The sequence below is a fragment of the Pseudomonas sp. GW822-FHT05A08 genome (genome assembly GCF_058800485.1).
The window spans coordinates 3000477-3026735 of record NZ_CM179511.1; the positions used below are offsets into that span (position 1 = coordinate 3000477).

28 protein-coding genes and 1 pseudogene are annotated in these 26259 nt (G+C 65.6%); 15 read left to right on the forward strand and 14 right to left on the reverse strand.

Annotated elements, in window-relative coordinates:
- Positions 1–147 precede the first annotated feature (147 nt).
- Positions 148–855 (forward strand): winged helix-turn-helix domain-containing protein, encoded by a 708-nt coding sequence (locus tag AC3RCP_RS13495; RefSeq protein ID WP_007923858.1) that lies wholly within the window; start codon positions 148–150, stop codon positions 853–855.
- Positions 856–2130, forward strand: coding sequence for an ATP-binding protein (locus AC3RCP_RS13500; RefSeq protein WP_101337639.1), 1275 nt, complete (start codon positions 856–858; stop codon positions 2128–2130).
- A gap of 44 nt (positions 2131–2174) precedes the next feature.
- On the opposite strand, the gene AC3RCP_RS13505 is transcribed toward AC3RCP_RS13500, so the two are convergent.
- The 3 genes from AC3RCP_RS13505 to AC3RCP_RS13515 all read right to left on the reverse strand — a co-directional run bounded on the left by AC3RCP_RS13505 (position 2175) and on the right by AC3RCP_RS13515 (position 3831).
- Entirely contained in the window at positions 2175–2990 is an 816-nt protein-coding gene (locus AC3RCP_RS13505; RefSeq protein ID WP_492569942.1) for a MipA/OmpV family protein, read from the reverse strand.
- Between the two features lie 5 nt (positions 2991–2995).
- Entirely contained in the window at positions 2996–3241 is a 246-nt protein-coding gene (locus tag AC3RCP_RS13510; protein WP_053260775.1) for a hypothetical protein, read from the reverse strand.
- A gap of 104 nt (positions 3242–3345) precedes the next feature.
- Entirely contained in the window at positions 3346–3831 is a 486-nt protein-coding gene (locus AC3RCP_RS13515; protein ID WP_101337641.1) for a GFA family protein, read from the reverse strand.
- 53 nt (positions 3832–3884) lie between these two features.
- Here AC3RCP_RS13515 and AC3RCP_RS13520 point away from each other — a divergent pair.
- A pseudogene (locus AC3RCP_RS13520) lies at positions 3885–3989 on the forward strand (double zinc ribbon domain-containing protein); the annotation flags it as partial.
- A 7-nt stretch (positions 3990–3996) separates the two neighbouring features.
- On the opposite strand, the gene AC3RCP_RS13525 reads toward AC3RCP_RS13520, so the two are convergent.
- Positions 3997–4563, reverse strand: a complete 567-nt coding sequence (locus tag AC3RCP_RS13525; protein ID WP_007931250.1) for a GNAT family N-acetyltransferase — start codon at positions 4561–4563, stop codon at positions 3997–3999.
- Positions 4564–4697: 134 nt separating this feature from the next.
- Complete coding sequence (locus AC3RCP_RS13530; RefSeq protein ID WP_007931251.1) at positions 4698–5585, reverse strand: LysR family transcriptional regulator; 888 nt, start codon at positions 5583–5585, stop codon at positions 4698–4700.
- A gap of 137 nt (positions 5586–5722) precedes the next feature.
- Between AC3RCP_RS13530 and AC3RCP_RS13535 the strand changes: the two genes are divergently transcribed.
- The 5 genes from AC3RCP_RS13535 (at position 5723) to AC3RCP_RS13555 (ending at position 11349) form a co-directional block, all read left to right on the forward strand.
- On the forward strand, positions 5723–6562 hold the full coding sequence (locus AC3RCP_RS13535; protein ID WP_492569945.1) for an HTD2 family dehydratase: 840 nt from the start codon (positions 5723–5725) through the stop codon (positions 6560–6562).
- Between the two features lie 40 nt (positions 6563–6602).
- Positions 6603–7766 (forward strand): acyl-CoA dehydrogenase family protein, encoded by a 1164-nt coding sequence (locus tag AC3RCP_RS13540; RefSeq protein ID WP_492569947.1) that lies wholly within the window; start codon positions 6603–6605, stop codon positions 7764–7766.
- A 10-nt stretch (positions 7767–7776) separates the two neighbouring features.
- Positions 7777–9126 carry an MmgE/PrpD family protein gene (locus tag AC3RCP_RS13545; protein ID WP_492569949.1) on the forward strand — a complete coding sequence of 450 codons (1350 nt, stop codon included), beginning with the start codon at positions 7777–7779 and terminating at the stop codon, positions 9124–9126.
- Between the two features lie 20 nt (positions 9127–9146).
- Complete coding sequence (locus AC3RCP_RS13550) at positions 9147–10352, forward strand: CaiB/BaiF CoA transferase family protein (protein WP_492569950.1); 1206 nt, start codon at positions 9147–9149, stop codon at positions 10350–10352.
- A 181-nt stretch (positions 10353–10533) separates the two neighbouring features.
- Complete coding sequence (locus tag AC3RCP_RS13555) at positions 10534–11349, forward strand: HpcH/HpaI aldolase/citrate lyase family protein (RefSeq protein ID WP_492569952.1); 816 nt, start codon at positions 10534–10536, stop codon at positions 11347–11349.
- 24 nt (positions 11350–11373) lie between these two features.
- On the opposite strand, the gene AC3RCP_RS13560 is transcribed toward AC3RCP_RS13555, so the two are convergent.
- On the reverse strand, positions 11374–12027 hold the full coding sequence (locus tag AC3RCP_RS13560) for a DUF2931 family protein (RefSeq protein WP_101337648.1): 654 nt from the start codon (positions 12025–12027) through the stop codon (positions 11374–11376).
- Positions 12027–13616, reverse strand: coding sequence for a phospholipase effector Tle1 domain-containing protein (locus tag AC3RCP_RS13565; protein ID WP_492569954.1), 1590 nt, complete (start codon positions 13614–13616; stop codon positions 12027–12029). Before AC3RCP_RS13565 ends, AC3RCP_RS13560 begins: the two co-directional genes overlap by 1 nt.
- Positions 13617–13867: 251 nt before the next feature.
- Here AC3RCP_RS13565 and dctP point away from each other — a divergent pair, with 251 nt between their 5' ends.
- The 6 genes from dctP to AC3RCP_RS13595 all read left to right on the forward strand — a co-directional run bounded on the left by dctP (position 13868) and on the right by AC3RCP_RS13595 (position 20263).
- The gene (gene dctP, locus AC3RCP_RS13570; protein WP_492569956.1) at positions 13868–14857 is read left to right on the forward strand and encodes a C4-dicarboxylate TRAP substrate-binding protein DctP; all 990 of its coding nucleotides are present in this window, start codon (positions 13868–13870) and stop codon (positions 14855–14857) included.
- An 89-nt stretch (positions 14858–14946) separates the two neighbouring features.
- Positions 14947–15579, forward strand: a complete 633-nt coding sequence (locus AC3RCP_RS13575; protein WP_492569958.1) for a TRAP transporter small permease — start codon at positions 14947–14949, stop codon at positions 15577–15579.
- Positions 15579–16862, forward strand: a complete 1284-nt coding sequence (gene dctM, locus AC3RCP_RS13580; protein WP_007931262.1) for a C4-dicarboxylate TRAP transporter large permease protein DctM — start codon at positions 15579–15581, stop codon at positions 16860–16862. Before AC3RCP_RS13575 ends, dctM begins: the two co-directional genes overlap by 1 nt.
- Positions 16863–17050: 188 nt before the next feature.
- Positions 17051–17938: a LysR substrate-binding domain-containing protein gene (locus AC3RCP_RS13585; protein WP_085531287.1), complete on the forward strand. Its 888-nt coding sequence runs from the start codon at positions 17051–17053 to the stop codon at positions 17936–17938.
- 100 nt (positions 17939–18038) lie between these two features.
- Positions 18039–19163: an agmatine deiminase gene (gene aguA, locus AC3RCP_RS13590; protein ID WP_492569960.1), complete on the forward strand. Its 1125-nt coding sequence runs from the start codon at positions 18039–18041 to the stop codon at positions 19161–19163.
- 2 nt (positions 19164–19165) lie between these two features.
- Entirely contained in the window at positions 19166–20263 is a 1098-nt protein-coding gene (locus AC3RCP_RS13595; RefSeq protein WP_124320523.1) for an extracellular solute-binding protein, read from the forward strand.
- Here AC3RCP_RS13595 and AC3RCP_RS13600 read toward each other — a convergent pair.
- The 4 genes from AC3RCP_RS13600 to AC3RCP_RS13615 form a co-directional block, all read right to left on the reverse strand.
- Positions 20247–20519 (reverse strand): Ada metal-binding domain-containing protein, encoded by a 273-nt coding sequence (locus tag AC3RCP_RS13600; protein WP_101337653.1) that lies wholly within the window; start codon positions 20517–20519, stop codon positions 20247–20249. The two genes, AC3RCP_RS13595 and AC3RCP_RS13600, sit on opposite strands and share 17 nt — an antisense overlap.
- Before the next feature lie 189 nt (positions 20520–20708).
- A complete protein-coding gene (locus AC3RCP_RS13605; protein WP_101337654.1) occupies positions 20709–21323 on the reverse strand; it encodes a DNA-3-methyladenine glycosylase family protein in 615 nt (204 codons plus the stop codon).
- An 87-nt stretch (positions 21324–21410) separates the two neighbouring features.
- Positions 21411–22145, reverse strand: coding sequence for an arsenical resistance protein ArsH (gene arsH / locus AC3RCP_RS13610; RefSeq protein ID WP_101337655.1), 735 nt, complete (start codon positions 22143–22145; stop codon positions 21411–21413).
- Complete coding sequence (locus tag AC3RCP_RS13615) at positions 22145–22615, reverse strand: arsenate reductase ArsC (RefSeq protein WP_101337656.1); 471 nt, start codon at positions 22613–22615, stop codon at positions 22145–22147. Before AC3RCP_RS13615 ends, arsH begins: the two co-directional genes overlap by 1 nt.
- A 110-nt stretch (positions 22616–22725) precedes the next feature.
- Between AC3RCP_RS13615 and AC3RCP_RS13620 the strand changes: the two genes are divergently transcribed.
- Complete coding sequence (locus AC3RCP_RS13620; protein WP_492569963.1) at positions 22726–22971, forward strand: hypothetical protein; 246 nt, start codon at positions 22726–22728, stop codon at positions 22969–22971.
- A gap of 54 nt (positions 22972–23025) precedes the next feature.
- On the opposite strand, the gene AC3RCP_RS13625 is transcribed toward AC3RCP_RS13620, so the two are convergent.
- From AC3RCP_RS13625 to AC3RCP_RS13635, 3 genes are read right to left on the reverse strand one after another with little or no spacing between them, the layout of a single operon-like run.
- Entirely contained in the window at positions 23026–23361 is a 336-nt protein-coding gene (locus tag AC3RCP_RS13625; protein ID WP_007931271.1) for a hypothetical protein, read from the reverse strand.
- A gap of 55 nt (positions 23362–23416) precedes the next feature.
- The gene (locus AC3RCP_RS13630) at positions 23417–25492 is read right to left on the reverse strand and encodes a hypothetical protein (protein WP_492569965.1); all 2076 of its coding nucleotides are present in this window, start codon (positions 25490–25492) and stop codon (positions 23417–23419) included.
- On the reverse strand, positions 25485–26252 hold the full coding sequence (locus tag AC3RCP_RS13635) for a copper chaperone (protein ID WP_492569967.1): 768 nt from the start codon (positions 26250–26252) through the stop codon (positions 25485–25487). The genes AC3RCP_RS13630 and AC3RCP_RS13635 overlap by 8 nt, the downstream gene beginning before the upstream one ends.
- Positions 26253–26259: the final 7 nt, after the last annotated feature.

Here is a 26259-nt window from a genome sequence, read left to right on the forward strand (position 1 = left end):
CGGGCAAATTGTAAAAAACTCTTAAAAGCATGAAACATCATTGAAAACCGGCCATCTGGGCCGGTTTTTGCTGTCTGCCCTGGTCTCAGACTTATCCGATGCCGCCTATAATGCGCGCCCCAATTGTGCGCACTCAGACTGGTATTTATGGATAACCCGGGTCTTGGCAAAGTATTGCTGGTGGAAGATGACGAGAAGCTCGCCGGGCTGATCGCGCACTTCCTGTCCCAACACGGTTTCGAGGTCCTGACGGTACATCGTGGCGATGTGGCGCTGGCGGCCTTTCTCGAGTTCAAGCCGAAAATCGTCGTCCTCGACCTGATGCTGCCGGGCCAGAGCGGCCTGCACGTGTGCCGGGAGATCCGCAACGTGGCGGACACGCCCATCGTCATTCTCACCGCCAAGGAAGACGACCTGGACCATATCCTCGGTCTTGAGTCCGGCGCCGACGACTACGTGATCAAACCGATCAAGCCGCCGGTGCTGCTGGCCCGCCTGCGCGCCCTGCAACGGCGCCAGGTGCCGGAGCCGACGGTGCGCGGCGCGCTGGAGTTCGGCAGCCTGACCCTCGACCGCAGTTGCCGGGAAGTGCGCCTGGCCGGCGAGCTGATCGAGTTGACCACCATGGAGTTCGAGCTGCTGTGGCTGCTGGCCAGCTCGGCGGGCAAAATCCTCTCCCGCGACGACATCCTCAACCGCATGCGCGGCATCGCCTTCGACGGCCTCAACCGCAGCGTCGATGTCTACATCAGCAAGCTGCGCGGCAAACTCCAGGACAACCCTCGCGAGCCGGTGTGCATCAAGACCATCTGGGGCAAGGGCTATCTGTTCAATCCGTTCGCCTGGGAGCTCTAGATGCTGCGGCTGTTTCTGCGTCTGTACATCATCCTGGCCCTGGGGCTGGCGGGGGCCATCTGGGCGGTCAACTACACCTTTTCCGAGCTGTTGCCGGACGCCAACGAAACCTACAACCGCGAGGCCATGCGCGGGCCGGGATACAGCCTGGTCAACCAACTGTCGCCGGTCACGGGAGCGGCGCGCGAGCAGCGGCTGGCCGAGCTGCAACAACACTACGGCATGCGCCTGAGGCTGTTGCAGGCGGATGAGCTGGACCTGTCCGAGCGCGAGCGCCAACTGCTGGCCGAGAACAAACTGGTGGTGCGTGGCGACTTCAGCGAGTTCATCGCCAACCTCGACGGCGGCCCGCAGTTGCTGAGCATCCGCCTGCCGGAAGAGCCCAAGTGGCTGTATTTCTGGGCCTATGCCTTTCTCGGGGCCAGCCTGGCGCTGGTCCTGTATTTCTGGGTACGCCCGCATTGGCGCGACCTGGAGCTGATCCGCCTGGCGGCCCAGCGCTTCGGCAATAACGACCTGGGCTCGCGCATCCGCCTGCCGCGGCGCTCCAGCGTGCGCGACCTGGCGCAGCACTTCAACCAGATGGCCAGCCGCATCGAAGGCCTGATCGCCAATCAGCGCGAGCTGACCAACGCGGTGTCCCATGAGTTGCGCACGCCCATCGCCCGCTTGTCGTTCGAGCTTGACCAGCTCAAGCAGTCCGACCCGCGGCAGAGCCGCGAGCTGATCGCCGACATGTACGCCGACCTCGGCGAGCTGGAGGAAATGGTTTCCGAACTGCTGACCTACGCCAGCCTGGAACACGGCGCCACGGTGATCAACCGCGAGACCATCCAGGCCCGCAACTGGCTCGACAGCGTGGTCGGCAGTGTCGCCCTGGAGGCGGAGGCGGCGGGGGTGCAGATGGCGATCCGGGCCTGTGAGGTCGAGTACATCAGCATCGAACCGCGGTTCATGGCGCGGGCGGTGATCAACCTGCTGCGCAATGCCATTCGCTACGCCGAACGGCGCGTCGAGGTGTCCCTGGTGCAGGTTGGGCAGGGTTATGAGGTCCAGGTCAACGACGACGGCCCGGGCGTGCCGGTGGCAGGGCGGGCGAAGATCTTCGAGCCGTTCTCCCGGCTCGACGCCAGCCGCGACCGCCGCACCGGCGGTTTCGGCCTTGGCCTGGCGCTGGTGCGGCGGGTGTCGCAGTCCCACGGCGGCCAGGTCGAGGTGACGGATTCGCAGTGGGGCGGCGCGTCGTTTCGCATGACCTGGGCGCAGCTCGAATAGCCCAGGCAGCTTGCGCGCGATAACGTCAGAACGGTCAACACCGCTTAAAAGCTGTACTCCAGCGTGGTCGCCAGCGACGTCTGCAGCCGCCGCTCGACAATCGGGCTGTCCGCCGCCTCCCGCCCCAGGTACTGCAGCGCCAGCACCGTCGATACGTTCATCTGTTCACTGACCGGCACGGTCCAGGTCAGGTCGCCGCCCCGGCTGAGAAAACCACCCTTGGGCCGATAGGCGCCGAAGCGGGTCCTGCCAGCCTGGGCGTTGCTGACGCCATACCAGGTGCGCAGGTAGTCGCCGTCGCCGAACTGGCTGTTGAGGCTGCCCTCGAGGCGCCCGTACCGGCCCTCATACAGCGTGCTGCCGATGCTCAGTTGCAGGTGGTTGTAGGCCGAGCCGGTGTCCGGGTCGTCGTTCTTCTTCAGCGCATGCTGCAGCGTGGCCCCGAGCTCCACGGTGCCCAGGGTGTAGCCCAGGTGGGCGCCAAACTGCGCGCGGGACTTGATCGAGCCCATGCCGGCCAGATGGTCCGAGCCCTTGTAGCCGCTCTTGCGGTCCTTGCGTGCTTCGCTGGGGCCGACCCAGGTGCTGAACGCCAGGTCGCCCCATTCATGGCCCCAGCCAAGGCCCTGTTCGGTGTTGAGAAACACCCCGTAGGGGCTGACGATTTCGCCGCCCAGGATCGGGACGACGCTGTGTTCGTCGCTGCCGCTGTAGCGCGGCAGGCTGGCCACGCCGGCTTGCAGCTGGTACTGCCAGTCCGCGGCGTAGAGCGGGCCGCAGGGCGTCAGCAGGCACAGCGAAGCCAGAGGTAGCGACGCAAGGGACAGGCACAAGGTTTTCGGACGGATCGAGGTCTTCATCGCGGCTAGAAACTCAGCAGGGTGTGGGAGTGGTCGTTGGCTTTGGAATAGGAACTGCCCAGGCCATCGCGCGGGCGCTGGGCGACCTTGCGCGCCGGGGCGACAGGGGCCGGCTTGGCGCGGAGGGCGGTCTCGGGTGGCGTGGCGATTTCAGGCGGCGGTTCGACGCTGGGCTTCGGGGGCGGCGTGCCCTGGCAGCTGAGGCCGCCGAGCAGCACACCAATGAAGAGCGTGAAGAATCGACCGTACATGGCGCACCCGTGGGGAAATGGATGCGCTCATGCTAGGGACGCGGGTGCGGGCAATCTTTGGCAGCTTTGTCGCAAAACTGTCAAAGACTGTGAATGCCCGGCGCTTAGCGTTGCAGGTCCAGGCGCTCATGCCACTGAGCAATAGATTCCTCGGGGTAGTGGGCGAATTGCAGGTCATGGGGATGCCAGTCGATTTCCACCCAGGACGCCCTGGAGTCGAGCATCAGGTGGGTGTGTTCCGGCGGTATCGGCAACGGCGTGTCGATGGCCGAGGCGAAGGGATGGATCAGTTCCGGCCACTCTGGGCTGAACAGCCACAACCCGGAGCCGCAGCGGCTGCAGAAATGCCGTTCGGCGCTGCTGCGCCGGGCACGTTTGCCGGGTTCCCTGAGCAGCGCGTGGTAGATCGAGATGTGCTGGCGGCCGCGGACTTTCAGGCTGGCGGCGTCGCCGCCGAGGTTGATCGCATACCCGCCGCCGCCCTGGGTCTTGCGGCAGATCGAGCAGTAGCAGCGTTGATAGGGGTAAGGGTGGGCGCTGTCCAGGCTGAAGTGGACAGCGCCGCAATGGCAGGAACCTTCGAGTTGCATGACGACCTCCGACGATCCATGGGGCATGAGCGACAGCCTAGTCGCGTTTTTGCCAGCAGTGCGGGACCTCGCTGCAGCCCGCCGCGTGCCGCCAGTGCGGCAACACGCTGGCCACCGGCGTGCGGTTTTGCGCGCAGTGTGGCGGGGCGGCGGGCTGAGGCCGGCCTACAGCGCCAGGTGGTAACGGACCTGGGTCGCGTCGTCCGGGTCGATGGCGCGGTGGAAACCCAGGGTCGCGGCCAGTTCGCGCATGCGGTGATTGGCCGGGCAATCAAGGGAGTACATCTGCTTGAAGCCCTGGCCCTTGGCCCGGTCGACCAGATGGTGCATCAGCAAGGCGTCCAGGCCCTTGTGCTGCCATTCGTCGGCCACGGTGACGGCGAACTCACAGGTGTCCGCGTCGGTGCCGATGGTGGCATAGCGGCTGATGCCGATTTCCCGCAGCGAGCCGTTGTCGTGGACCAGGGCCACGTAAGCCACGCGCTCGCAGCCATCGACATCCATCAACTGGCTGAGCAGGGCCTCGCCGACTTCCTTCACTTCGCCCAGGAAGCGGTGGTGCCGGGTGGTCGGCGAAAGGTTCTCGATAAAGGCCTTTTCCCGCTCGCGGTCTTCGGCGCGCAACGGGCGGATCAGCACCGGGCTGCCGTCGTTGAGGGCGTCTATCCAGTGTTCGCCTTTGTACCGGGCGAAGGCGGCCAGGGCAGGCGTGTGGAGGGCGGTGCTGGTCATGGGCAAGTCTCCGTGAAGGTGCAGAGGTTTGCCTGAACATTCACACCTGTCAGGCGCCGGGCCCTTGATTCAGGTCAACGGGCGGCGGTGTCGCAGAGGGTTTTGCGCCAGGGGGCAGATTGGCCTCCGAGCGATCAGGCCTCGGGCATCAGGGTGGCGATCAGCGCCCGCACGGTGCCGGGCAGGGCCTCCAGCTCACGGACAATGATGCTGCGCTCGCGCACCGCCCAGGCCTCGTCGAGTTTCACCGTCACCAGCTGCATGGTGCGGCTGTGTCGGATCGCGGCCGATTCGGGAATGATGCCGATGCCCACGCCGGCCTCGACCATGCGGCAGATCGCTTCGAAGCTCGACACCTGGATCCGCAGCGACAGCTGCTTGCCGGTGCGCTCCACGTGTTCGCGCAAAAAACTCAGCAAGGTGCTGCCTTCGTGCAGGCCGATGTGTTGATAGGCCAGGGTCTGCTCCAGGGTCACCGCCGGCTGCGTCGCCAGCGGGTGGTCGACCGGCAGGATCAGCACCAGGTGGTCGGTGCTGAAATGCAGGACTTGCAGGCCACTGGCTTCCACCGGGCCGGCGATGATGCCCATGTCGGCGGTGCCGTCGAGCACGCCACGCACGATGTCGCGGGACAGGCGTTCCTGCAGGTCCACCGTGACCCCCGGGCGTTTCGACAGAAAGCCGGCGAGGATCTCCGGGAGGAATTCGGTCACCGCCGTGGTGTTGGCGAAGATGCGCATATGCCCGGTGGAGTCGCCGCCGTACTGGGTGAACTCGCTTTTCAGGTAATCCACCTGGCGCATGATCAGCCGCGCATGCTGCAACAGCCGCTCGCCGGCCGGGGTGACTTCGACGCCGCGGCTGTCGCGGTACAGCAGGCGGGTTTCGAGCTGGCTTTCCAGGGCCTTGATCCGCGCGCTGGCCGCCGCCGGCGAAAGAAAGGCGCGCTTGGCGCCCTGGGTCAGGCTCGGCGATTCGGCGATATGGATAAACAGGCGCAGGTCGGCCAGATCGAAATGCATGGGCGGGCTCCTGGGAGGGAAGAGGGGCAAAGCGGCGTTCAGCATAACCGAACGCCGGTTTATTGAAATGCAAATTCTCAGAACGCGCAGCGGCTTGCATGATCGGGCTCACCACCACCGCAACAGGACCCGACCCGATGAGCGTGACCGACCCCAGCGCCTGGACAGGCCGTAGCCAGCAAGCCCGAGACCTGCTCAGCGACAACCTGCTCAAGCGCATCGCCGCGACCTTTGGCGAACCCGTGCCGGCCCCTGGCGCGGCCTTGCCGCCGCTGTGGCAATGGTGCTTTTTCCAGGAGCCCCTGGCCGAAAGCGCCCTGGGTGGCGACGGCCATCCGGCCCGTGGCGGCTTCCTGCCGCCGGCGGCCAATCGCAACCGCATGTGGGCCGGTGGCCGGCTGGAGTTCTTCGAGCCGCTGCGCGCCGGGTTCGAGGCGCAGTGCGTGTCGACCATCAGCCAGGTCGAGGAAAAGACCGGACGCAGCGGCGCGCTGCTGTTCGTTACTGTGCGCCATGAGTATTCCCAGGACGGTCGCCTGGCGATTCGCGAGGAACAGGACATCGTCTACCGGGAGCCGACCCCGCCCAAGCAGGCCAGCGGCGAGCCGCTGATCCAGGGCGACTGGCGCGAAACCGTCGAGCCCAGCCCGACCCTGTTGTTCCGCTACAGCGCGGTGACCTTCAACGGCCATCGCATCCACTACGACTTTCCCTACGTCACCGCGACCGAAGGTTATCCGGGGCTGGTGGTCCACGGCCCATTGATTGCCACCCTCAGCCTGCGCGCCTTCTGCCGCGCCCACCCCGGAGCCCGGCTGCGGCGGTTTTCTTATCGCGGCCTGCGGCCCTTGATTGCGCCGCAGCCGTTCGAGGTCGGCGGGCGCATCGTCCGCCCCGGCGTCGCCGAGCTCTGGGCCGGCAACGACGCCGGCCTGGCCCAGCGCGGCGAAGTGCTGTTCGACGCCATCCCGGAATGACCCCATCCCACCCCAATAACCACAGGCGGAGAGCCGTTCGATGAACCCCAACAGCAACGAAGAATTGAATGCCATCCGTGAAGGCGTGCGCGCCCTGTGCGCCGAGTTCGATGCCGCCTACTGGCGCAAGATCGATGAAGAAAAAGGTTTCCCGGAACGCTTCGTCAAGGCCCTGACCGACGCCGGCTGGCTGGCGGCGATGATCCCGGCCGAATACGGCGGCTCCGGCCTGGGCCTGGCCGAAGCCTCGGTGATCCTGGAGGAGGTGAACCGCTGCGGCGGCAACTCCGGCACCGTGCACGGGCAGATGTACAACATGTTCACCCTGCTGCGGCACGGCAGCGAAGCGCAGAAGCGTTTCTACCTGCCAAAGCTCGCCAGCGGCGAACTGCGCCTGCAATCGATGGGCGTCACCGAGCCTACCACCGGCACCGACACCACCAAGATCAAGACCACCGCGATCAAGCGTGGCGACAAGTACGTGATCAACGGGCAGAAGGTGTGGATCTCGCGAATCCAGCATTCCGACCTGATGATCCTGCTGGCGCGCACCACGCCGCTGGCCGAGGTCAAGAAGAAATCCGAAGGCATGTCGATCTTCCTGGTCGACCTGCGCGAGGCCATCGGCCACGGCCTGACCGTGCAGCCGATCGCCAACATGGTCAACCACGAGACCAACGAGCTGTTCTTCGACAACCTGGAAATCCCCGCCGACAGCCTGATCGGCGAGGAGGGCAAGGGCTTCAGGTACATCCTCGACGGCCTCAACGCCGAGCGCACGCTGATTGCCGCCGAGTGCATCGGCGACGGCCGCTGGTTTATCGACAAGGCCAGCCAGTACGCCCGCGACCGCGTGGTGTTCGGCCGGCCCATCGGGCAGAACCAGGGCGTGCAGTTCCCCATCGCCGAAGCCCATGTCGAGATCGAGGCCGCCGACCTGATGCGCTGGCGCGCCTGCGAGGAATACGACAGCGGCCTTAACGCCGGGGCCAGCGCCAACATGGCCAAGTACCTGGCAGCCAAGGCCTCGTGGGAAGCGGCCAACGCCTGCCTGCAGACCCACGGCGGTTTCGGCTTCGCCTGCGAATACGACGTCGAGCGCAAGTTCCGCGAAACCCGCCTGTACCAGGTGGCGCCAATCTCCACCAACCTGATCCTGTCCTATGTGGCCGAGCACCTGCTCGAACTGCCGCGCAGCTTCTGAGGAACCGAGCATGAGCCATACCCAAGCCTTGGCCGGGTTCCTTGCCGGCCTGAGTTACCCGCAGTTGCCCGACAGCGTGCTGGAGCGCACCGAAGAACTGTTCCTCGACTGGCTCGGCTCGGCCCTGGCCAGCCAGGGCGCGCATCCGATCCCGTTGTTCGAGCGTTACGCTGAGCAGATGGGCCCGGCCGATGGCCCGGCGCGGATCCTGGTCAACGGCCGCGGCAGCTCGGCCTATTTCGCCGCCCTGGTGAACGCCGCGTCTTCCCATCTGGTGGAGCAGGACGACCTGCACAACAGCTCGGTGCTGCACCCGGCCACCGTGGTGTTCCCGGCCGCGTTGGCGGCGGCCCAGGACCTGGGCAAGTCCGGCCAGGAGCTGCTGCTGGCGGCGGTGGCCGGCTACGAGGCGGGGATTCGCATTGGCGAGTTCATGGGCCGTTCCCATTACAGGATCTTCCACACCACGGCCACCGTCGGCACCCTCGCGGCGGCGGTGGCGGTGGGCAAGTTGATGGACTTCGACCAGGCGCAGTTCATCAACCTGCTGGGCAGCGCCGGGACCCAGGCCGCCGGGCTCTGGGAGTTCCTGCGCGACGCCGCGGACTCCAAGCAGTTGCACACGGCCAAGGCCGCGGCCGACGGGCTGCTCGCCGCCTACCTGACCCGCGACGGGCTGACCGGCGCGCGCAATATTCTCGAAGGCGAGCAAGGAATGGCCGCGGGCATGTCCTGGGATGCCGAGCCGAGCAGGCTGTCCGATCGGCTCGGTTTGCGTTGGGCCTTGTTGGAGACCTCGTTCAAGTTCCACGCCTCCTGCCGCCACACCCATCCGGCCGCCGACGCCTTGCTGGCGCTGATGCAGCGCGAAGGCCTCAGCCATGAGCGGATCGTCAGCGTGGAAACCCGCGTGCACCAGGGCGCCATCGATGTGCTGGGGCGGGTGAAGGTGCCGCAGACCGTGCACCAGGCCAAGTTCTCCATGGGCACCGTGCTCGGCCTGATCGCCGTGCATGGCAAGGCCGGGCTGCCGGAGTTCCAGGAGCTGGCGCTGAACGACCCGGCGGTGGCGGCGTTTCGCGACAAGGTGTCGATGCGCCTCGACCCCGAGGTGGATCGTGCCTATCCGCAGCGTTGGCTGGGCCGTGTAGTGGTCAGCACCGACGATGGCCGCACCCTGCACGGTGCCATCGACGAGCCCAAGGGCGATCCGGGCAACGGCCTGTCGCGGGCCGAGCTGGCGGACAAGTTCCAGCGCCTGCTGCGCTTCTCCGGCGCGCGCACGGCGGAGCAGGGCGCGGCCCTGATCCGCCAGGTGTGGAACCTGCGCGACACCGCGCAATTGAACGAATTGCTCTGAGCCCGCCCCGAGGACGCCTTATGACACTTAATACCGCACAACCCCGGCCGCTGGACGGCATCACCGTGGTCAGCCTGGAACACGCCATCGCCGCGCCGTTCTGCACCCGCCAACTGGCCGACCTGGGCGCCCGGGTGATCAAGGTCGAACGCCCCGGCAGCGGCGATTTTGCCCGTGGCTACGACGAGCGCGTGCGCGGCCTGGCCTCGCATTTCGTCTGGACCAACCGTTCCAAGGAAAGCCTGACCCTGGACCTCAAGCAGGACGCCGCCGGCGACATTCTCGAGCGCCTGCTGGCCCAGGCCGACGTGCTGGTGCAGAACCTCGCCCCGGGCGCGGCGGCGCGCATGGGCCTGTCGTTCGAGGCGCTGCATGAACGCTTTCCGCGGCTGATCGTCTGTGACATTTCCGGTTATGGCGAGGGCGGCCCTTATGAGAAGAAAAAGGCCTACGACCTGCTGATCCAGAGCGAGGGCGGGTTCCTGTCGGTGACCGGCGGCCCGGGCGAGGAGCAACTGGCCAAGGCCGGCTGCTCGATCGCCGACATCGCCGCCGGCATGTACGCCTACAGCGGCATCCTCTCGGCGCTGTTGCTGCGCGGCAGGACCGGGCAGGGTAGCCGCATCGACGTGAGCATGCTGGAAAGCCTGGTGGAGTGGATGGGCTACCCGATGTACTACGCCTTCGACGGCGCGCCGCCACCGCCCCGGGCCGGCGCGGCGCACTCGACCATCTACCCCTACGGGCCGTTCCCGGCGGGGGATGGCGGCACGGTGATGCTCGGCCTGCAGAACGAACGCGAGTGGGCGGCGTTCTGCGACAAGGTGCTGCTGATGCCGGAGCTGGCCGGTGACGAACGCTTCTCGGCCAACTTCAAGCGCTCGGCCAATCGCGAGGCGCTGCGGCAGATCATCGTCGACAGCTTCGCCCGGCTGACGGTGGAGGCGGTGATCGAGCGGCTGGAGCAGGCGCAGATCGCCAGCGCCCGGGTCAACGACATGCAGGGCGTGTGGCAGCACCCGCAGCTCAAGGCCCGCGACGGCTGGCGCGAGGTCGACAGCCCGGCCGGCAAGCTGCCGTCGCTGCTGCCGCCGGCGCGCAATGCCGCGTTCGAGCCGCGCATGGACGGCGTTCCCGGGCTGGGCCAGCACAGCGGCGCGATCCTCGCCGAACTGGGCCTGTCCAGCGATGCCATCGAACAGCTACAGGCCGACGGCGTGATCTGAGGTCAGCTGGCTTGCACGGCTTCTGTAGGAGCAGCCGGTCGACGCTCGATTGCTGGCGATGAGGTCCTTGAGGTTTGCATCGATCTTGTGGGCCTCATCGCGGGCAAGCCTCGCTCCTACAGAGAAAAAAATCTGCTGTGCCCCGGTCCGCGGACCCCGCATCACTTACAAGGAATTCAACATGCCCAACCCTATTGTCCGCTCTGCCTTGTTTGTCCCGGGCAGCCGTCCCGAGCGTTTCGGCAAGGCCCTGGCCAGCGGCGCCGACGTGGTGATCGTCGACTTCGAGGACGCCGTGGAAGAGCCGCTCAAGCGCCAGGCCCGGGACAACCTCGGCCAGTTCCTCAACAGCCAGCCCCAAGTGCGGTTGTGGGTACGGGTCAATGCCCCGGAACATGCCGAACATGCCGCCGACCTGGGGTTCTGCAAAGCCCAGGCCGGGGTGGTCGGCATCCTGCTGCCCAAGGTCGAAAGCGCCGCCCAGGTGGCGACCGTGGCGGCCACCGGCAAGCAGATCTGGCCGATCATCGAAAGCGCGCGCGGGCTCTTGGCTTTGGCGGAAATCGCCCGGGCTCCTGCGGTGCAGCGCCTGTCTTTCGGCGGCCTGGACCTGGCGCTGGACCTCAACCTGTGCAGCGGTTCGGCGGCGGCGCAGTTCGCCCTGGACCAGGCGCGGCTGGCGCTGATCCTGCACTCGCGCGCCGCCGGCCTGGTGCCGCCATTGGATGGCGTGCACCCGGCCATCGACGACCCCGAGGGTTTGCGCCAGTCCATTCGCCACGCCTATGAAATGGGTTTTGCCGGCGCCTTGTGCATTCACCCGAAACAGGTGCCGGTGATCCACCAGGCCCTGGCCCCCAGCGCCGAAGACCTGGCTTGGGCGCAACGGGTGGTGGACGCCGGCAGCCACGGCGCCGGGGCCTACCAGATCGACGGCCAGATGGTCGATGCGCCGGTGTTGCTGCGGGCCCAGCGCTTGCTGGCGCTGAGTCCCTGAATACTGCAATCGCGCAGGCGCGCGTTACCAACTGCCATAGGGAATGCCGTATTGCTCTATGTAGCGTTTGGAGTTTTCGGACAGGGGGTAATAGTGGCCGTTGGACTTGCCCAGGTGTGGGCCCAGTGGCTCGATCTCACCCTGGGCGCGGGCGACTTTGACCGGGTGATGGCATTCGTCCCTGACCCAGACTTGTACGATGCCGCCAGGAGCGAGGCCCAGATAGACCGATGCCATATAGCGGGCAGTCTGGTGCGGAGTTTCCGGGCAGCGTCGATTCGTCGAGGTGGTCATGATTTTCCGGGCTTCTTCCGGGACATCTACCCAGGCTCGATAAGTCTGTGGTTCCACGACCGACTGCCAGCGCACGAAAATGCGTTTGGGAAGGTCGGCACCTATCACTGACTTGCCATTGCCTCCAACTCCGCTCCAGCCTCGAGCCCATTCCTTCTTCAAACCCGGGTCGCCATCTGCTGCGGAGCCACGCCCGGTATGTCGGAAGAGTCGTCCGTTGATGTCTTCAACAGCCGTGTCTTCGACCCAGACTTTCATGTAGTACGGCTGGGTGAAGCCCATTTCCCACCAGGGATCTTTGGGGTCGCTTTTTCCGGATAGTGGGTCCGTGGTTAAGCAGCCACTTAATAGCAGGGCGCCCAGCAGGGCGATGAATATTCTCATTACCAAAGCGTCCAATCAGGTACGTGAGGATGTTGCACACGCACGGCATCCGCCGTGGGGGCATTGATATAGACGACTTTAAGGCTGCCGCCGTCCTGTTTGCCCAGCGGGTGGTTCCAGTGGGCCGAGAGATGGATATAGCGCAGCTTGAGCATCGTCTCTTCGGCTGGCGTCGTACTGTAGTTCCCAGCGACAAACCTGTCACAAAGGCTTTGAAGTTCTTGCGGGAGTGCGTAGTCCGGGTCCTGTTCGTCAATCACGTTAAAACGCACACCGTTCTGCTTGGCCTGCTCATACATGACGCGCAGATACACGCCCGCCAGCTTATTAGTCATTGGCCTTTTGAGTTGCAGGCCGGCATACACCCGTTTTCTTCGTGGTACGAGGCGGTCCTGTGGGTCCTGGGGCAGCAACAGCGGCTCCGGTGTGACGATTTCCAGCCACTGCGCGGGCCAACCCTTGGCCAGCCAGCGTGTTCTTGCCTGGACCGCATCCCGGTAAATCGAGGTGTGGATCACGTCGGTGTTGATCGAGACTTCCAGCGCTTGCATCGGACTGACGAGTACACACTCCTGCACCTCATCCAGATAACCACCGCCGATATCCGAGTGGGCGCCGGGCAGGGCGATTTCCAGATGATCGGGCTGGACCCGGCTCAGCGCGAAGTTAGCCCGGTACTCGTCGCGGGCGACCAGTTGCACCACCGAGCGAAAGTAGCGGCGGTCGAGGTGGAGCTTGATACCCGGAGCAGTGGCGCCGCGCACATTACCCAGATTGCTTAGCCCGGCAACCGACGGCACCGTATCGAACAGGCCGATAAATCCCATATCGACATCGTGACCGTATTGTCGGTTGAAATTGGGGCTGAAGGCCTTGGAGTGGCTGTGAAAAATCAGTTGCAGCGGTCCAAGCCAGCGCACGACTTCATTGGCAAAATGCCGGGCCGCTGCCGCGCCTCGGCTAAAGCCGAAGGCATCGAAGGTCAATGAGGTGATTTCAGTTTCCGGATACTCTTCGAGGACCTCATTGATACGCTGCTCGATCGCACGAAATGCTTTCTGCACGCACCCTGAGATTCCAGTGCCGCCACGTCCTGTCCCCGAAGTAATCAGACTGTCCTTCTCGCCAGTCCGTGTGCCAATACCTTCGACATAGATTGAACGAAAGGCACGCTTTTGCGGGCCCTCACCCTCAGCTTGCTGAGCGGAGTGATACAGATCACTCAGCTTTTTAATATTGCTCACCCCATTCCCATAACTACTCTCCGGATCCCTCATATACGGTTTGCAACTGCCATCGATATCAGATGCCTCAACAGGATGCTGAGCCCCACACAACTCACCCATCGCCGAGTTGCCGGCATTGTTGCCGGTGCCATCAAAGAACACCCCGATACGCAGCGCTACCTGAACCTTTTCGGGCGGCGGCGCAGGTTCCTTGGCGTACTTCTCGTACTGCGCCCAGAGCTGTTCGCCGTAGCCGGGCTGTGCGGTTTCGGCGGCGCGTTCGACGGGTGGTTGGTTGGGGCTCTGATTGGGAATGGCGGGCCGTAGAAGGCGGGGCATCGGCCCGGGTCCGTTGTTGGCCATGGGTGTTCCTGGTGCGGTCGAAGAGGGTGCTGAAAACCGTACCGGGAAGGGAGGGGCAGGGATTTAGGAGGAATCTGCAACAGGCTCGGTTGCGGCTGATTCCATCGTAGGGGGATGGAACTTCAGGCGCCTATCGCCGGTAGCGCGCGGCGTTCGGCCCAGGCGAACGCAGGTATCAAAAATTCAAAATTCTCAATACGCGTGCCCTTAGGCACTCTGCGATCAACCACAACAATAAGAAGGTGAAGTCCATGTTCAAGCTCTCCCGGGCGTTGTTCTGTGCCGCCGCATTGCTGGGCGCCGGTCTTGCGCAGGCCGCCGACCCTATCGTGATCAAGTTCGCCCACGTGGTGGCGGAAAACACCCCCAAGGGCCAGGGCGCCCTGCTGTTCAAGAAGCTCGCCGAGGAGCGCCTGCCGGGCCGGGTCAAGGTCGAGGTGTATCCGAACTCCTCGCTGTTCGGCGACGGCAAGGAAATGGAGGCGCTGCTGCTGGGCGACGTGCAGTTGCTCGCGCCGTCCCTGGCCAAGTTCGAGCAGTACACCAAGAAGGTGCAGATCTACGACCTGCCATTCCTGTTCGACAACCTCGCCGCCGTCGACCGCTTCCAGCACGCCGAGGGCAAGCAGCTGCTGACCGCCATGCAGGACAAAGGCATCCTCGGCCTGGCCTATTGGCACAACGGCCTCAAGCAGCTGTCGGCCAACAAGAAACTGGTGGAACCCAAGGACGCCCGCGGCCTGAAGTTCCGCGTGCAGGCTTCCAGCGTGCTTGAGGAGCAGTTCAAGGCGGTGCGCGCCAACCCGCGCAAGATGAGCTTCGCCGAGGTCTACCAGGGCCTGCAGACCGGCGTGGTCAACGGCACCGAGAACACCTGGTCGAACTATGAAAGCCAGAAGGTCCACGAGGTGCAGAAGTACTTCACCGAGACCGACCACGGCCTGATCGACTACATGGTGATCACCAACGCCAAGTTCTGGACCGGCCTGCCGGCGGATGTGCGCGGCGAGCTGGAAAAAATCATGGCCGAGGTCTCGGTGGAAGTGAACAAGCAGGCCGAAGCCCTGAACCAGACGTCCCGGCAGAAGATTATCGACGCCAAGACCAGCGAAATCGTCGCCCTGACTCCCGAGCAGCGCAACGAGTGGCGCGAGGCCATGCGCCCGGTGTGGAAGAAGTTCGAGAGCGATATCGGCGCCGACCTGATCCAGGCCGCCGAAGCCGCCAACCAGGCGCAATAACCACCTGCATCCCGGCCGCTGCGCTCGCAGCGGCCCATCGGCAGCCGCTATCGGGCTGCACTCCACTGGCACTTTCGCGGAGAACCTCAATGCACAGGCTGAGGCGGTTCTGGGAACATTTTGAAGAGGCGTTCATCGCCTTCCTGCTGGCGGCCATGACGCTGGTGACTTTCGTCTACGTGGTGCTCAACAACCTCTACCCGCTGTTCTACGCCATCGGCGATGCCTGGGAAGGGGGCAGCGCGCTGTTCCTGGGAATCGGCGACTTCCTCATGGAGCTGGCCCAGGACATGGTCTGGAGCGTGGCGCTGACCAAGATGCTGTTTGGCTGGCTGATCTTCTTCGGCATTTCCTACGGCGTGCGCACCGCCGGGCACCTGGGGGTGGACGCGCTGGTCAAGCTGGCCTCGCGCCCGGCCCAGCGCCTGCTGGCGGTGATCGCCTGCCTGTGCTGCATGGTCTACGCCGGGCTGTTCATGGTCGCCAGCTTCAAGTGGCTGATGGCGCTGATCCAGGCCGGCATCGAAGCCGAGGACCTGGACCGGTTCGGCATCCACCTGTCGCACATCGCGATGATCGTGCCCTTCGGTTTTGCCCTGGTGCTGATCCGCTACCTGGAAATCATGTGGCGCATCCTCATGCGCGGGCAGATCAACCTGGGCCTGGCCGATGAAGCGGCCGAGGCCAGCAAGCTTGCCAGTCACCACGAGGATCAGCACTGATGGCCATTCTCTGCCTGTTTCTGATGCTGTTCGTGTTCATGTTCCTCGGCGTGCCGATCGCCATTTCCCTGGGGCTGGCCGGCGCCACGTCGATCCTGCTGTTCAGCCCGGACTCCCTGAGCTCCCTGGCGATCAAGCTGTTCGAAACCTCCGAGGCCTATACCTTGCTGGCGATCCCGTTCTTCCTGCTGTCCGGGGCCTTCATGACCACCGGCGGGGTGGCGCAGCGCCTGATCGATTTCGCCAACGCCTGCGTCGGCCACATCCGTGGCGGCCTGGCGATTGCCGCGGTGCTGGCGTGCATGCTGTTCGCGGCGCTGTCCGGTTCGTCGCCGGCGACCGTGGCGGCGGTGGGTTCGATCGCCGTGGCCGGCATGGTGCGTTCCGGCTACCCACGGGAGTTCGGCGCCGGGATCATCTGCAACGCCGGGACCCTGGGCATCCTGATCCCGCCGTCGATCGTGATGGTGGTGTACTCGGCGGCCACCGAAACCTCGGTCGGCAAGCTGTTCATGGCGGGTGTGGTGCCGGGGCTGCTGCTGGGCGTGATCCTGATGGTGGTGATCTACATCGTCGCGCGGATCAAGAAGCTGCCGGCGCAACCGCGGGTGTCCTTCCGCCAATGGCTGAGCACCGCGCGCCGGGCCTTCTGGGGCCTGCTGTTGCTGGTGATCATCCTCGGCGGCATCTACAGCGGCCTGTTCACCCCGACCGAGGCGGCGGCGGTGGCGGCGGTGTATTCGGCCTTCGTCGCGCTGTTCGTCTACAAGGACATGCGCCTGCGCGACTGCCCGAAAGTGCTGGTGGAGTCGGGCCGGCTGTCGATCATGCTGATGTTCATCATCGCCAACGCCATGCTCTTCGCTCATGTGCTGACCACCGAGCAGATCCCGCAGCAGATCACCACCTTCGTCATGGACGCCGGGCTGTCGCCCATCGGTTTCCTGCTGATGGTCAACGTGGTGCTGCTGGTGGCGGGCAGCTTCATGGAGCCTTCGGCCATTGTGCTGATCCTGGCGCCGATCTTCTTCCCGATCGCCATGAAGCTGGGTATCGACCCGATCCACCTGGGGATCGTCATGGTGGTCAACATGGAGATCGGCCTGGTGCATCCACCGGTGGGCCTGAACCTGTTCGTCACCTCGGCGGTGACCGGCCTGACGCTCGGCCAGACCATCCGCGCGGCGTTGCCGTGGCTGATGATCCTGCTGGCGTTCCTGATCCTGGTGACCTACGTGCCGTTCATTTCCCTGGCGCTGCCGAACTGGCTGGGGATGAACTGACGCAACGCCTTTACTTGCAGGAGAGGCGGTTTGCACGATCCTTGTAGGCGCCAGCTTGCTGGCGATGGGGCCTTGAGATGTGCAGCGCTCTTGCGGGCTTATCGCAGGCAAGCCTCGCTCCTACGGGGTGCTGGACGCTGGCGCTGCATCGCGGCAGCATGGGCGCCTTCATTTCGGGGGCTTGGATTATGCGACGTCTGCCTTCCCTGGCGGCATTACGGACTTTCGAGTGCGCGGCGCGGCATGCGCATTTTGGTCGGGCGGCGGCTGAGCTGTGCGTCACCGACAGCGCGGTGAGCCATCAGATCCGCCAGCTCGAAGAGCAACTCGGGGTGTCGTTGTTCGTCCGCGAGGGCCGGCAGATCCGCCCGACCCTGGCGGCCGGGCGGCTGATGCAGAGCCTGCAGCAGGCTTTCGAGCTGATCGGCGAAGCCTGCGACGAGCTGCGCGATCCGTCTTCCCTGGCGGTGCTGCGCCTGGCGGTGACCGCCGAGCTGGCGCAGAAATGGCTGATGAGCCGGCTGGCGGACTTTTCCGCGCGTTACCCGCATATCACCCTGCATCTCTATGAACAGCCGATCGACGCCAGTGTGCCGGGCGAGGACATCGACCTGGCGATCACCTACGGCAGCGGCCCGCAGGACAGCAGCGCCTACTTCGTGCGGCCGTTGCCGAGCCTGCAGTTCTTCCCCGTGTGCAGCCCCGGGCTGTTCAACCAGGGCACCCTGAAAAGCCCGCGGGACCTGGCCCGCCATTGCCTGTTGCACGACGATCAGGACGGCAAGACCTGGACCGCCTGGCTGACCAGCCACGCCGGCGATTTGCGCCCGGCGCGCCAGCTGTATTTCGCCCACGCCGGGCTGGCGCTGGAAGCGGCGGCGCAAGGGCAGGGCGTGGCCATGGGCGATAACCTGACGGCCCAGGAAGACCTGCTCAATGGCCGACTGGTGCGGCCCTTCAACGCCGCCAGCATGACCGCCCTGGGGCAGTACGCCCTGGTGTGCGAGCGGGTGCGCCTGGAGCGCCCGGCGCTGATGCAGTTGCTGGACTGGTTCAGCGATCAGTTGAGCGATTGATGAGTTGAATTCAACTGTCGCGCAATATTCATCGTTGGTGCCTTGACCCGGCGCGGCGCTAGTTTGGTGGCCATTCCCCAGCACCGACGAGGTTTGCCCCATGGCCCGATTGCTCGACACCACTCCCAAACACGATGGTTTCCGCCTGCCCGGCGAATTCGAAACCAAGGCCGGTTGCTGGCTCGGCTGGCCGGAGCGCACCGACGTCTGGCGCAACGGCGCCAAGCCGGCGCAGAAGGTCTGGGTGCGGATCGTTACCGCGATTGCCCAGAGCGAACCGGTCACCGTCTGTGCTTCCGCCGCCCAGTTCGCCAATGCTCGCCGGCTGTTGCCGCCGCAGGTGCGGGTGGTGGAAATGACCTGCAACGACACCTGGTTCCGCGACAGCGGGCCGTGCTTCGTGGTCAATGACCAGAGCGGCGAAGTGCGCGGCGTCGATTTCGAGTTCAACGCCTATGGCGGCCTCGACGGCGGCCTGTATTACCCCTGGGACAAGGACGACCAGATCGCCAGCAAGATCCTCGAGATCGAAAACTTCGACCGCTACCGCGCGCCGCTGATTGCCGAGCTGGGCGGCATCCAGAGCGATGGCCAGGGCAGTATTCTCACCACCGAGCAGTGCCTGCTCAACCGCAATCGCAACCAGCACCTGGGCAAGGCCGAGGTCACCCGGCGCCTCACCGACTACCTGGGCGCGGAGCAGGTGATCTGGCTGCCGCGCGGCTGCAAGTTCGACGAGACCGACGGCCATGTCGACGACCTGGCGTGTTTTGTGCGCCCCGGCGAAGTGGTGCTGCAATGGACCGACAACCGCGACGACCCGCAGTGGGAAATCTACCAGGAGGCCTACGACATCCTGCGCAGCACCCGCGACAGCCGTGGTCGAGAGCTGGTGGTGCACAAGCTGCCGCAGCCCGACGTGTTGGAATGGACCGCCGCCGAAGCCGAAGGCCTGGACCAGCTGGACAGCACCCATGCACGCCAGGCCGGCACGCGGATCTGTGCCTCGTACATCAACTACTACGCCGGCAACAGCGCGATCGTGGTGCCGCTGTTCGGCGACCGTAACGACAAAACGGCGTTGGCCACCCTGGCCGAACTCTTCCCCCGGCACCGCATCGTCGGCATCGACAATTCGCGGGAAATTCTCCTCGGCGGCGGCAACGTCGCCTGCATCACCATGCCGCAATACGCGGCTCCCCGGCGCACCGGCGAAGAGGGCTGAACATGAACCTGCACAGGCTGGGCCGCGCGTTGCTGCTGGTGCTGGCGCCGTTGTGCGCCCAGGCGGCCGACGAGGCCGAACCCACGGTCAATCTGTATATCTGGGGCGAGTACCTGGCCCCGGACACCCTGGACAACTTCGAGCGCCAGACCGGCATCCGCGTGGTGGTCGATCACTTCGATTCCCTGGAGACCGTGGAGACCAAGCTGCTCACCGGGCGCAGCGGCTACGACCTGGTGCTGACCGCCGGCCAGCACCTGTCCCGGGCCATCGCCAGCGGCGCGCTCCAGCCGCTGGACAAGCAGCGCCTGCCGCACCTGGCCGGGGTCGGCGAGGAGTTCCGCCAGCATATGGCGGTGTTCGACCCGGGCAACCGTTATGCCGGGATCTATGCCTGGGGCACCACCGGTGTCGGTTATCAGGAGCAGGCGGTCAGCCAGCGCCTGGCCGATGCGCCGCGGGACAGCTGGGCGATGCTGTTCGATCCGGCGGTGGTGGCGAAATTCGCCGACTGCGGGGTCAGCCTGCTCAACGATCCCAACGAGGTGTTCGCCGCGGTGATGAAGTACCTGGGCCTGGACATCAACCGGCAGAACCTCGACGACTTGAAACTCGCCGAGCAGCAACTGGCGAAGATCCGGCCCTATATCCGCTACTTCGACAACGACCTGAACATCAGCGACCTGGCCAACGGCAACACCTGCGTGGCCATGTCGTGGAACGGCAACGTGGCGATCGCCGCCGGGCAGGCCGAGGCGGCGCACAAGCCCTTCACCTTGCGCTATCGCATCCCCAGGGAGGGCACGCTGATCTGGTTCGACGCCATGGTCATCCCCAAGGACGCCCCGCACCCCGAGGCCGGGCTGGCGTTGATGGATTACCTGATGACCCCGCAGGTGATCGCGCCGATCACCGACACCATCCATTACGCCAATGCCATCAGCGCAGCGGATGCCCTGGTCGATCCGGCGATTCGCAACGACCCAGGCACCTACCCGACCCCCGAGGTGCGGGCCTCGCTGTACAGCAAGAACGACAACGGCAAGGCCTTCAACCGTGCGTTGATCCGCGCCTTCAGCCGCCTCAAGTCGGGGCTGTGAGCGCGCGCCAGGCGGCGTAGGCTTGCGGCAGGCAGCGGGCGCAGGGTCGATAACCGGCGCTGCGGGCGCTGGCCTCGTCGGCAAAGAACACCCGCTGGCGGACATAACCGCCACGGGCGATGGCGCGCAGGGCGGCCGGGCAATCCAGCCGTCCGTAGATCCGGCTGCCACGGTGGCCGCCGAGGGTGCCCGGTTGTTCGCTGAGAAAGGTATTGCCCTGGGCATCGAGCAACCGCCAGCTTTTTTCGGCGTTCATCCGTCCCTCCTGTAGCCGCTGACGAGCCTGCGAGGCTGCGATCGACCGCGTAGCGGTCGCCAGGCCAACGCCAACTGCATCGCCAGGTTTACGGGGCTGCGCCCCGATCGCAGCCTCGCGGGCTCGGCAGCGGCTACAGGTGTTGGCATCCCGCTGTACCTGCCTGCACCTGCGCGATGAACACATCCGTCAGCGCGCCGGCACCCGCCACAGATACCAGGCCGCCACCGTACGATGCGGGCGCAAGGACAGGCCGATCTCGATCATCTGCTTGCGGGTCGGCTGCTGCTCCAGACCCTTCAGGCGCCGGTAGCCTTCGCGCACGCCGAAGTCGTCGGCGGGCAGGATGTCCAGGCGTTCCAGGCTGTAGATCAGCAGCATCTCCACGGTCCAGCGACCGATGCCGCGCAGGCGGGTCAAGCGCTCGATCAGCGCCTCGTCGTCCATGGCTCGGGCCGCCTGGTAATCCGGCACCACACCGCTCAGGGTCGCCGCGGCGATGCCACGGATAGTGGCGATCTTGCCGGCGGAAAAACCGCAGGCGCGCAATGCCTCGAAATCGGTGGCGAGGATCTGCTCGGGGGAGGGGAAGGTTTGCCCATACAACCCCAGGAAGCGCCCGAGAATCGCATCGCCGGCGCGAGCGTGCAGTTGCTGATAGGCAATCGCCCGCACCAGCGCCTCGCAGGGTTCGCGGGCCGGCTTGGCCTGGTGCAGGCAAGGGCCGACCGCCTCGACGTGACGAGCCCAGTCGAGGTCGAGCCCGGCCAGAAAGGCGCGGGCCTCAAGAAACGGATCGGGCATGGAGAGTCCTGGGCGAAGGGCGTTGCCAGAGATTAACCAGCAATGCCTGGCGCTGCACTCGGTCTCTTGCGCTGGAATTCCGTGAACCTAGATCGAACGCTGATTGACCCGGCTGGACAGCGCCGCGGCGCTTTCCTTGCGTTCCGAGTAGCGGTCCACCAGCAGGTCGGCGCGGCCGCGCAGGAGCAGGGTGAACTTCATCAGTTCCTCCATCACATCCACCACCCGGTCGTAGAAGGGCGAGGCCTTCATGCGGTCGTCGTCATCGAATTCGAGAAAGGCCTTGGGCACCGAGGACTGGTTGGGGAGGGTGAACATGCGCATCCAGCGGCCCAGTACGCGCAGCTGGTTGACCGTGTTGAACGACTGCGAGCCGCCGCAGACCTGCATCACCGCCAGGGTCTTGCCCTGGGTCGGGCGTACCGCGCCGAGGGTCAAGGGGATCCAGTCGATCTGCGCCTTGAACACCGCCGACATGGCGCCGTGGCGTTCCGGCGAGCACCAGACCTGGCCCTCGGACCACAGCACCCGTTCGCGCAGTTCCCGGACCTTGGGGTGGTCCGCCGGCGCATCGTCCGGCAGGGGCAGGCCGCTGGGGTCGAAGATGTAGGTTTCGGCGCCGAGGAATTCGAGAATGCGCGCCGCTTCCCGGGTCAGCAGGCGGCTGAACGAGCGCTCGCGGGTGGAGCCGTAGAGCAGCAGGATGCGCGGTTTGTGCGCGGCGGTTGCCGGGGTCTCCAGATGCTCCGGCGCCAAGGCTTGCAGCAGTTCGAGATCGAGGGCGGACAGCTGTTCTTCGCTGGGCTTGCGGTCGTCGCTCATCACAGCGCTCCGATGCGGTCGAGGGCATTTTTCAGCTCGGTGGGTGAAAGGTGGTCGAGGTCCAGGGCGAAGAAGGCGGCGCAGCGCTGGCGGATTTTCCGCGCGGTCTGCTCGAAGGCGGCCTGGATTGCCTGCTCATCGCCCTGGACCTCGGAAGGGTCCTCCAGCCCCCAGTGGCTTTTCAGCGCCGGGCCGAAATACACCGGGCAGGGCTCGCCACTGGCCTTGTCGCAGACGGTGATGACGATATCGGGTGGGCTGTCGGCGAAGACCTCCGAACCTTTGCTATACAGGCCGGCGGTGCTGACACCGGCCTGTTCCAGGGTGGCCAGGGCGCGGGCGTTGAGCGTGCCGCCGGGGAAGCTGCCCGAACTCACCGCCTGGTGAGCGGCCGGCGCCAGATGGTTGAACAGGGCTTCGCAAAGAACGCTGCGGCAGCTGTTGGCGGTGCACATGAAGAGGATTTTCATCGGGGCTTCCGGGCAGAGGGGGGAGCCATGACGTTAAACAGTCACGGGCTTGAATATATGGTTATTCGAATATACGGATGTGAAAGCGAGTTGCCAAGCTGCCGATAGGGGTGAGCGACCGAGCGCAGTTGCGCGTCTCGGCGCCGGATTGGGCAGGGGGCTGCGCGCGCAGCCGCTTCCAGGCGGGTACCCAAAACTGGGACAAAAAACTGCTGGCGCTGGTTCCCGCGGCGCTGGCTGCGGCGCTGCTGGTCCTGCGCACGTCATGGGAGGACCCGCTGTTGCAGGCCGAGTTGCCCGGTTATGCCGACTATTGCCAGCGGGTGCGCTGGCGCTTGGTTCCCGGCCTCTGGTGAGCCTCGGGAGCGATAACGCCCGGATGAAATGGCGCTGGCGCAGAAGCCGCTTTGCTACAGCAGCTGGTCGATCAGCACCGCGTTGCTGTAGATCAGGCTGCCATCGCTGGCTCGGTGCCCCACCAGGTGGAACTGGCCGCGACCGTGCTGCAAATAGACGCGCATCCGGCAGTCGGACAGGGGGCTGTACCCCTCGGGCATGATCAGCTCCATGGTGTCCATGTCGACGTCGACCATGGCCTCCTGTTCATGGGTTTTCTGCAGGCGTTCCTCGGCTTCTTCCAGGCGCAGGTGCAGGGGGCCATCGACGTAGAAATGGATCTCTCCCAGCGGCGTGGATTTTTGCCCATCGCTGGCCTTGCACCAGCCTTCGATTGTCAGGGCGCTCATGACGAGACCTCCAGTGTGAATGACAGGGCGTGGCGCGGCCCCATTCTCAATGCCATCACTGTTCAGACCGTTGCGAGGGTCGGTTCGTTTCCTTGGCGGGTACCTGGCGGGCTACCGCGGGTCGCGTCAGGTCTTCCCGGGCCGATGATCGCAGGTGCCAGGCTTTTGCCAGCTTGCGCGCCACCTTGCCCGGCAGCACCGTGGATCCGCTGTGCCGCACCAATCTGGCATGCTCGGCCAGCCCTTCGACCAGTGCGGCCCATTCCGACCGCGGGTCGTTGACATAGTCCCAGCCCAGCCCCAGCCAGGGGCAACGCCCGCCGATCCAGGCCTGCACCGCGGGTGTCGCGCGCCGGACATAATCAGGGGCCTTGGCCGCCTTGGGTCGCAGCGCGCGCGCCTTGACGGCCGGTATCTGCAAGCGTGGGGTGCCGTCTGCCTCCTGGGTCACCCGCATCGCCCCGAGCAAGGCAATGTCGAAAGGCACCGGCTGGTCCTGGGCGGCATAAAAATACGCCAGGCGCCGGATGCTGTCGTAGTCGGCCACGGCGCGGTACAGGTAGGCGCAGATCACACCCAGCATGGGGTCGGCATGCTTTTTATGGCACACGCCAGCGGCGAACTGGTCGATGTCTTCGGCCTGTAGCCGGCCAGCGGCGAAATCGTCGATCGCGCCGAGCATCGCCAGGTATCTGTCGGGGGCCTTGGGCATGCCATAGGCCTGGAAAATATCGCCGAGGGGGCTGGGCATCACCACGGCGTACTGACCCGCATAAGGCACCACCGGGGTGAAGGTGCCATCGGCCAGCGCCACCAGGACCGGCATCCCCCGGGGATCGCTGGTGGCGCGGAACGTTTCGAACCGCGAGGTGCTGTCCAGTCGCTCGATCGGGTTGCGGGACAAGAGCTTCGCGCCCTCGCCGTAGACGATCAGGTTGGCCTCGCCGGGGTCGCCGATCTGTTTCATCCGGCGGCGAACCTCGGTGGCCGCGGATTTGCGCATATCGGCGGCGGCATCCGCTTCCAGGCGCTGGACCAGCGCCTTGACCTTCTGTTTCTTCTCGGGAAAACGCGGGCTCTGCTGGCGGAGCACCACCAGATCCTGCAGCAGCTCCTTGCTGGAGTCGGGAATGCTGATCATCTGGTCGGCGGGAACCGCCAGGTCATGCTGCTTGAGTCCGAAATCGGCGCCGAGCATGCGCTCGCGAAAGGCCGCGTCGCTGTGTACCCGCTCCAGATTGTGCTCGGCGGAATCCGTCGGGCCGGCGGCCGGGCCCATGGTGGCGGCGTTGCCCGCGGCCGGCCAGGGCTGCAACCCGGCGGGGCCCGGCAACGGCTGGGCGGTGTTGTAGAGCACGGCCGGTTCCGGATCGACCAGGCATTGCGGGTTGAGCTTGAGGCGATACTCTTTCGCCCGCTCGGTGGTGCGCGAGCGCACGCACATGCCGAGGGTCGCGGTGGTGATCAGGCCATTGCTGATGGCGGTCGGCTCGATGCCCCACAGCGCATCGGCGATCACCCCGGAGAACACGCATTTGCCCGGAGCGCCGGACATCGGTTCGGACACCATGTAACCCAGCTGCCCGTCCTGGCAGGCGGCCAGGCGGTCGAACCTGGGGTTTTCCACTTGCGTGCCTTGCACGACGATTCCGCGCACCGCATCCAGTCGCGTCAGGTCGAGATTCTTCGGCGCCTCGCGGCAGGCATCGGTAATCAGGGTGATGCGCTGCACGCCGTGCAGCAGCAACTCGGTGTAGAACGAGTCGGCCAGGACGCGGTACTTCTGGCGCAGCGAGTCGCTGAACAGCCAGGAGATCGAGCCGATATTCGCGTCGGTCAGGCCGTGGCCGCAAAACGCCAGGATCAATTGCTCGACCACTTCGGCGCCCGAGGGAAACAGCTCATCCACCGCTTGTTGCACCCGTTCGCGGGTGACCGGATTGCCCTGGCCGTCTATCGGGCCGTCGTCGACGATCCTGACGTTGTCGGCGCCGAAGCCCGAGCGCAGCGCCCAGTCGCCGATCGAACGGGCGGCGAGCACGGCGCCGTCCAGGTAGGCGAAGCGCAGCGTCTGGTTTGGCAACGGCGTCAGCGTGCTCACGCCGATCGCCAGGCAGGTCCGTCTAGTCATGGGAGTGCGCCACCTTGCGCGTAGTCAGGAGCCAGAGATCGAGCCGGGGGAGCATCACCGGCCAGTGCCAGCGCGGCCGATCGCCGGGTGCCAGGCGTTCGACCAGCATGATGGCCCCGGCCACCAGCATCAGTGGAATGTGCCAGGCCCCGCCCAGCAGCGGCATCAGCATCCAGGCCCAGCATGAGGCGATGCACCAGGCGCCGTGGCTTGCGCCGAAGACCAGGCAATCGCGGTCGGCGGCCCAGCCGAAGAGGCCGATCCGGCGCATGCGGTGGCCACGGTTGAGCGCCGCGCGTTGCCACGGGCTGGCACTCCACAGCAGGGCAACCAGCAGCGCCGTGGCCAGCGCCGCGTCGGCGACGCTCAGTTGCAGCAATAAGGCGAGCACCATCAGCAGCGGTCCGGCGGCCAGCCATAAGGCGCTGTAGCCCAGCAGGAAGCCGAGCGCCGCGCGAATGCGCCGGCGCGGCAGGCTGGAGCGCCAGACATGCATGAGTGGCATTGCCAGCAGCGGCGGCATCATCGCCAGCAGCATCAGGGCCCAGTCGGCCAGCATCTGCTGCACCGGGTTCAGGGCCAGCTCGGCCTCCAGCACGGTGGGCCAACTGGCAACGATGGACAGCGCGGAACCGCAGAAGGCGGGCAGGGTGCTGTGCCCGGCGGTGTAGAGACACAGGGCCAGGCCCAGCCCGGCCGTCGCGAACAGCAACGGCCAGGGCGCCCGGGTGAAGCTGAGCAAGACCGGTCCGGGTTGCATGGGGCGT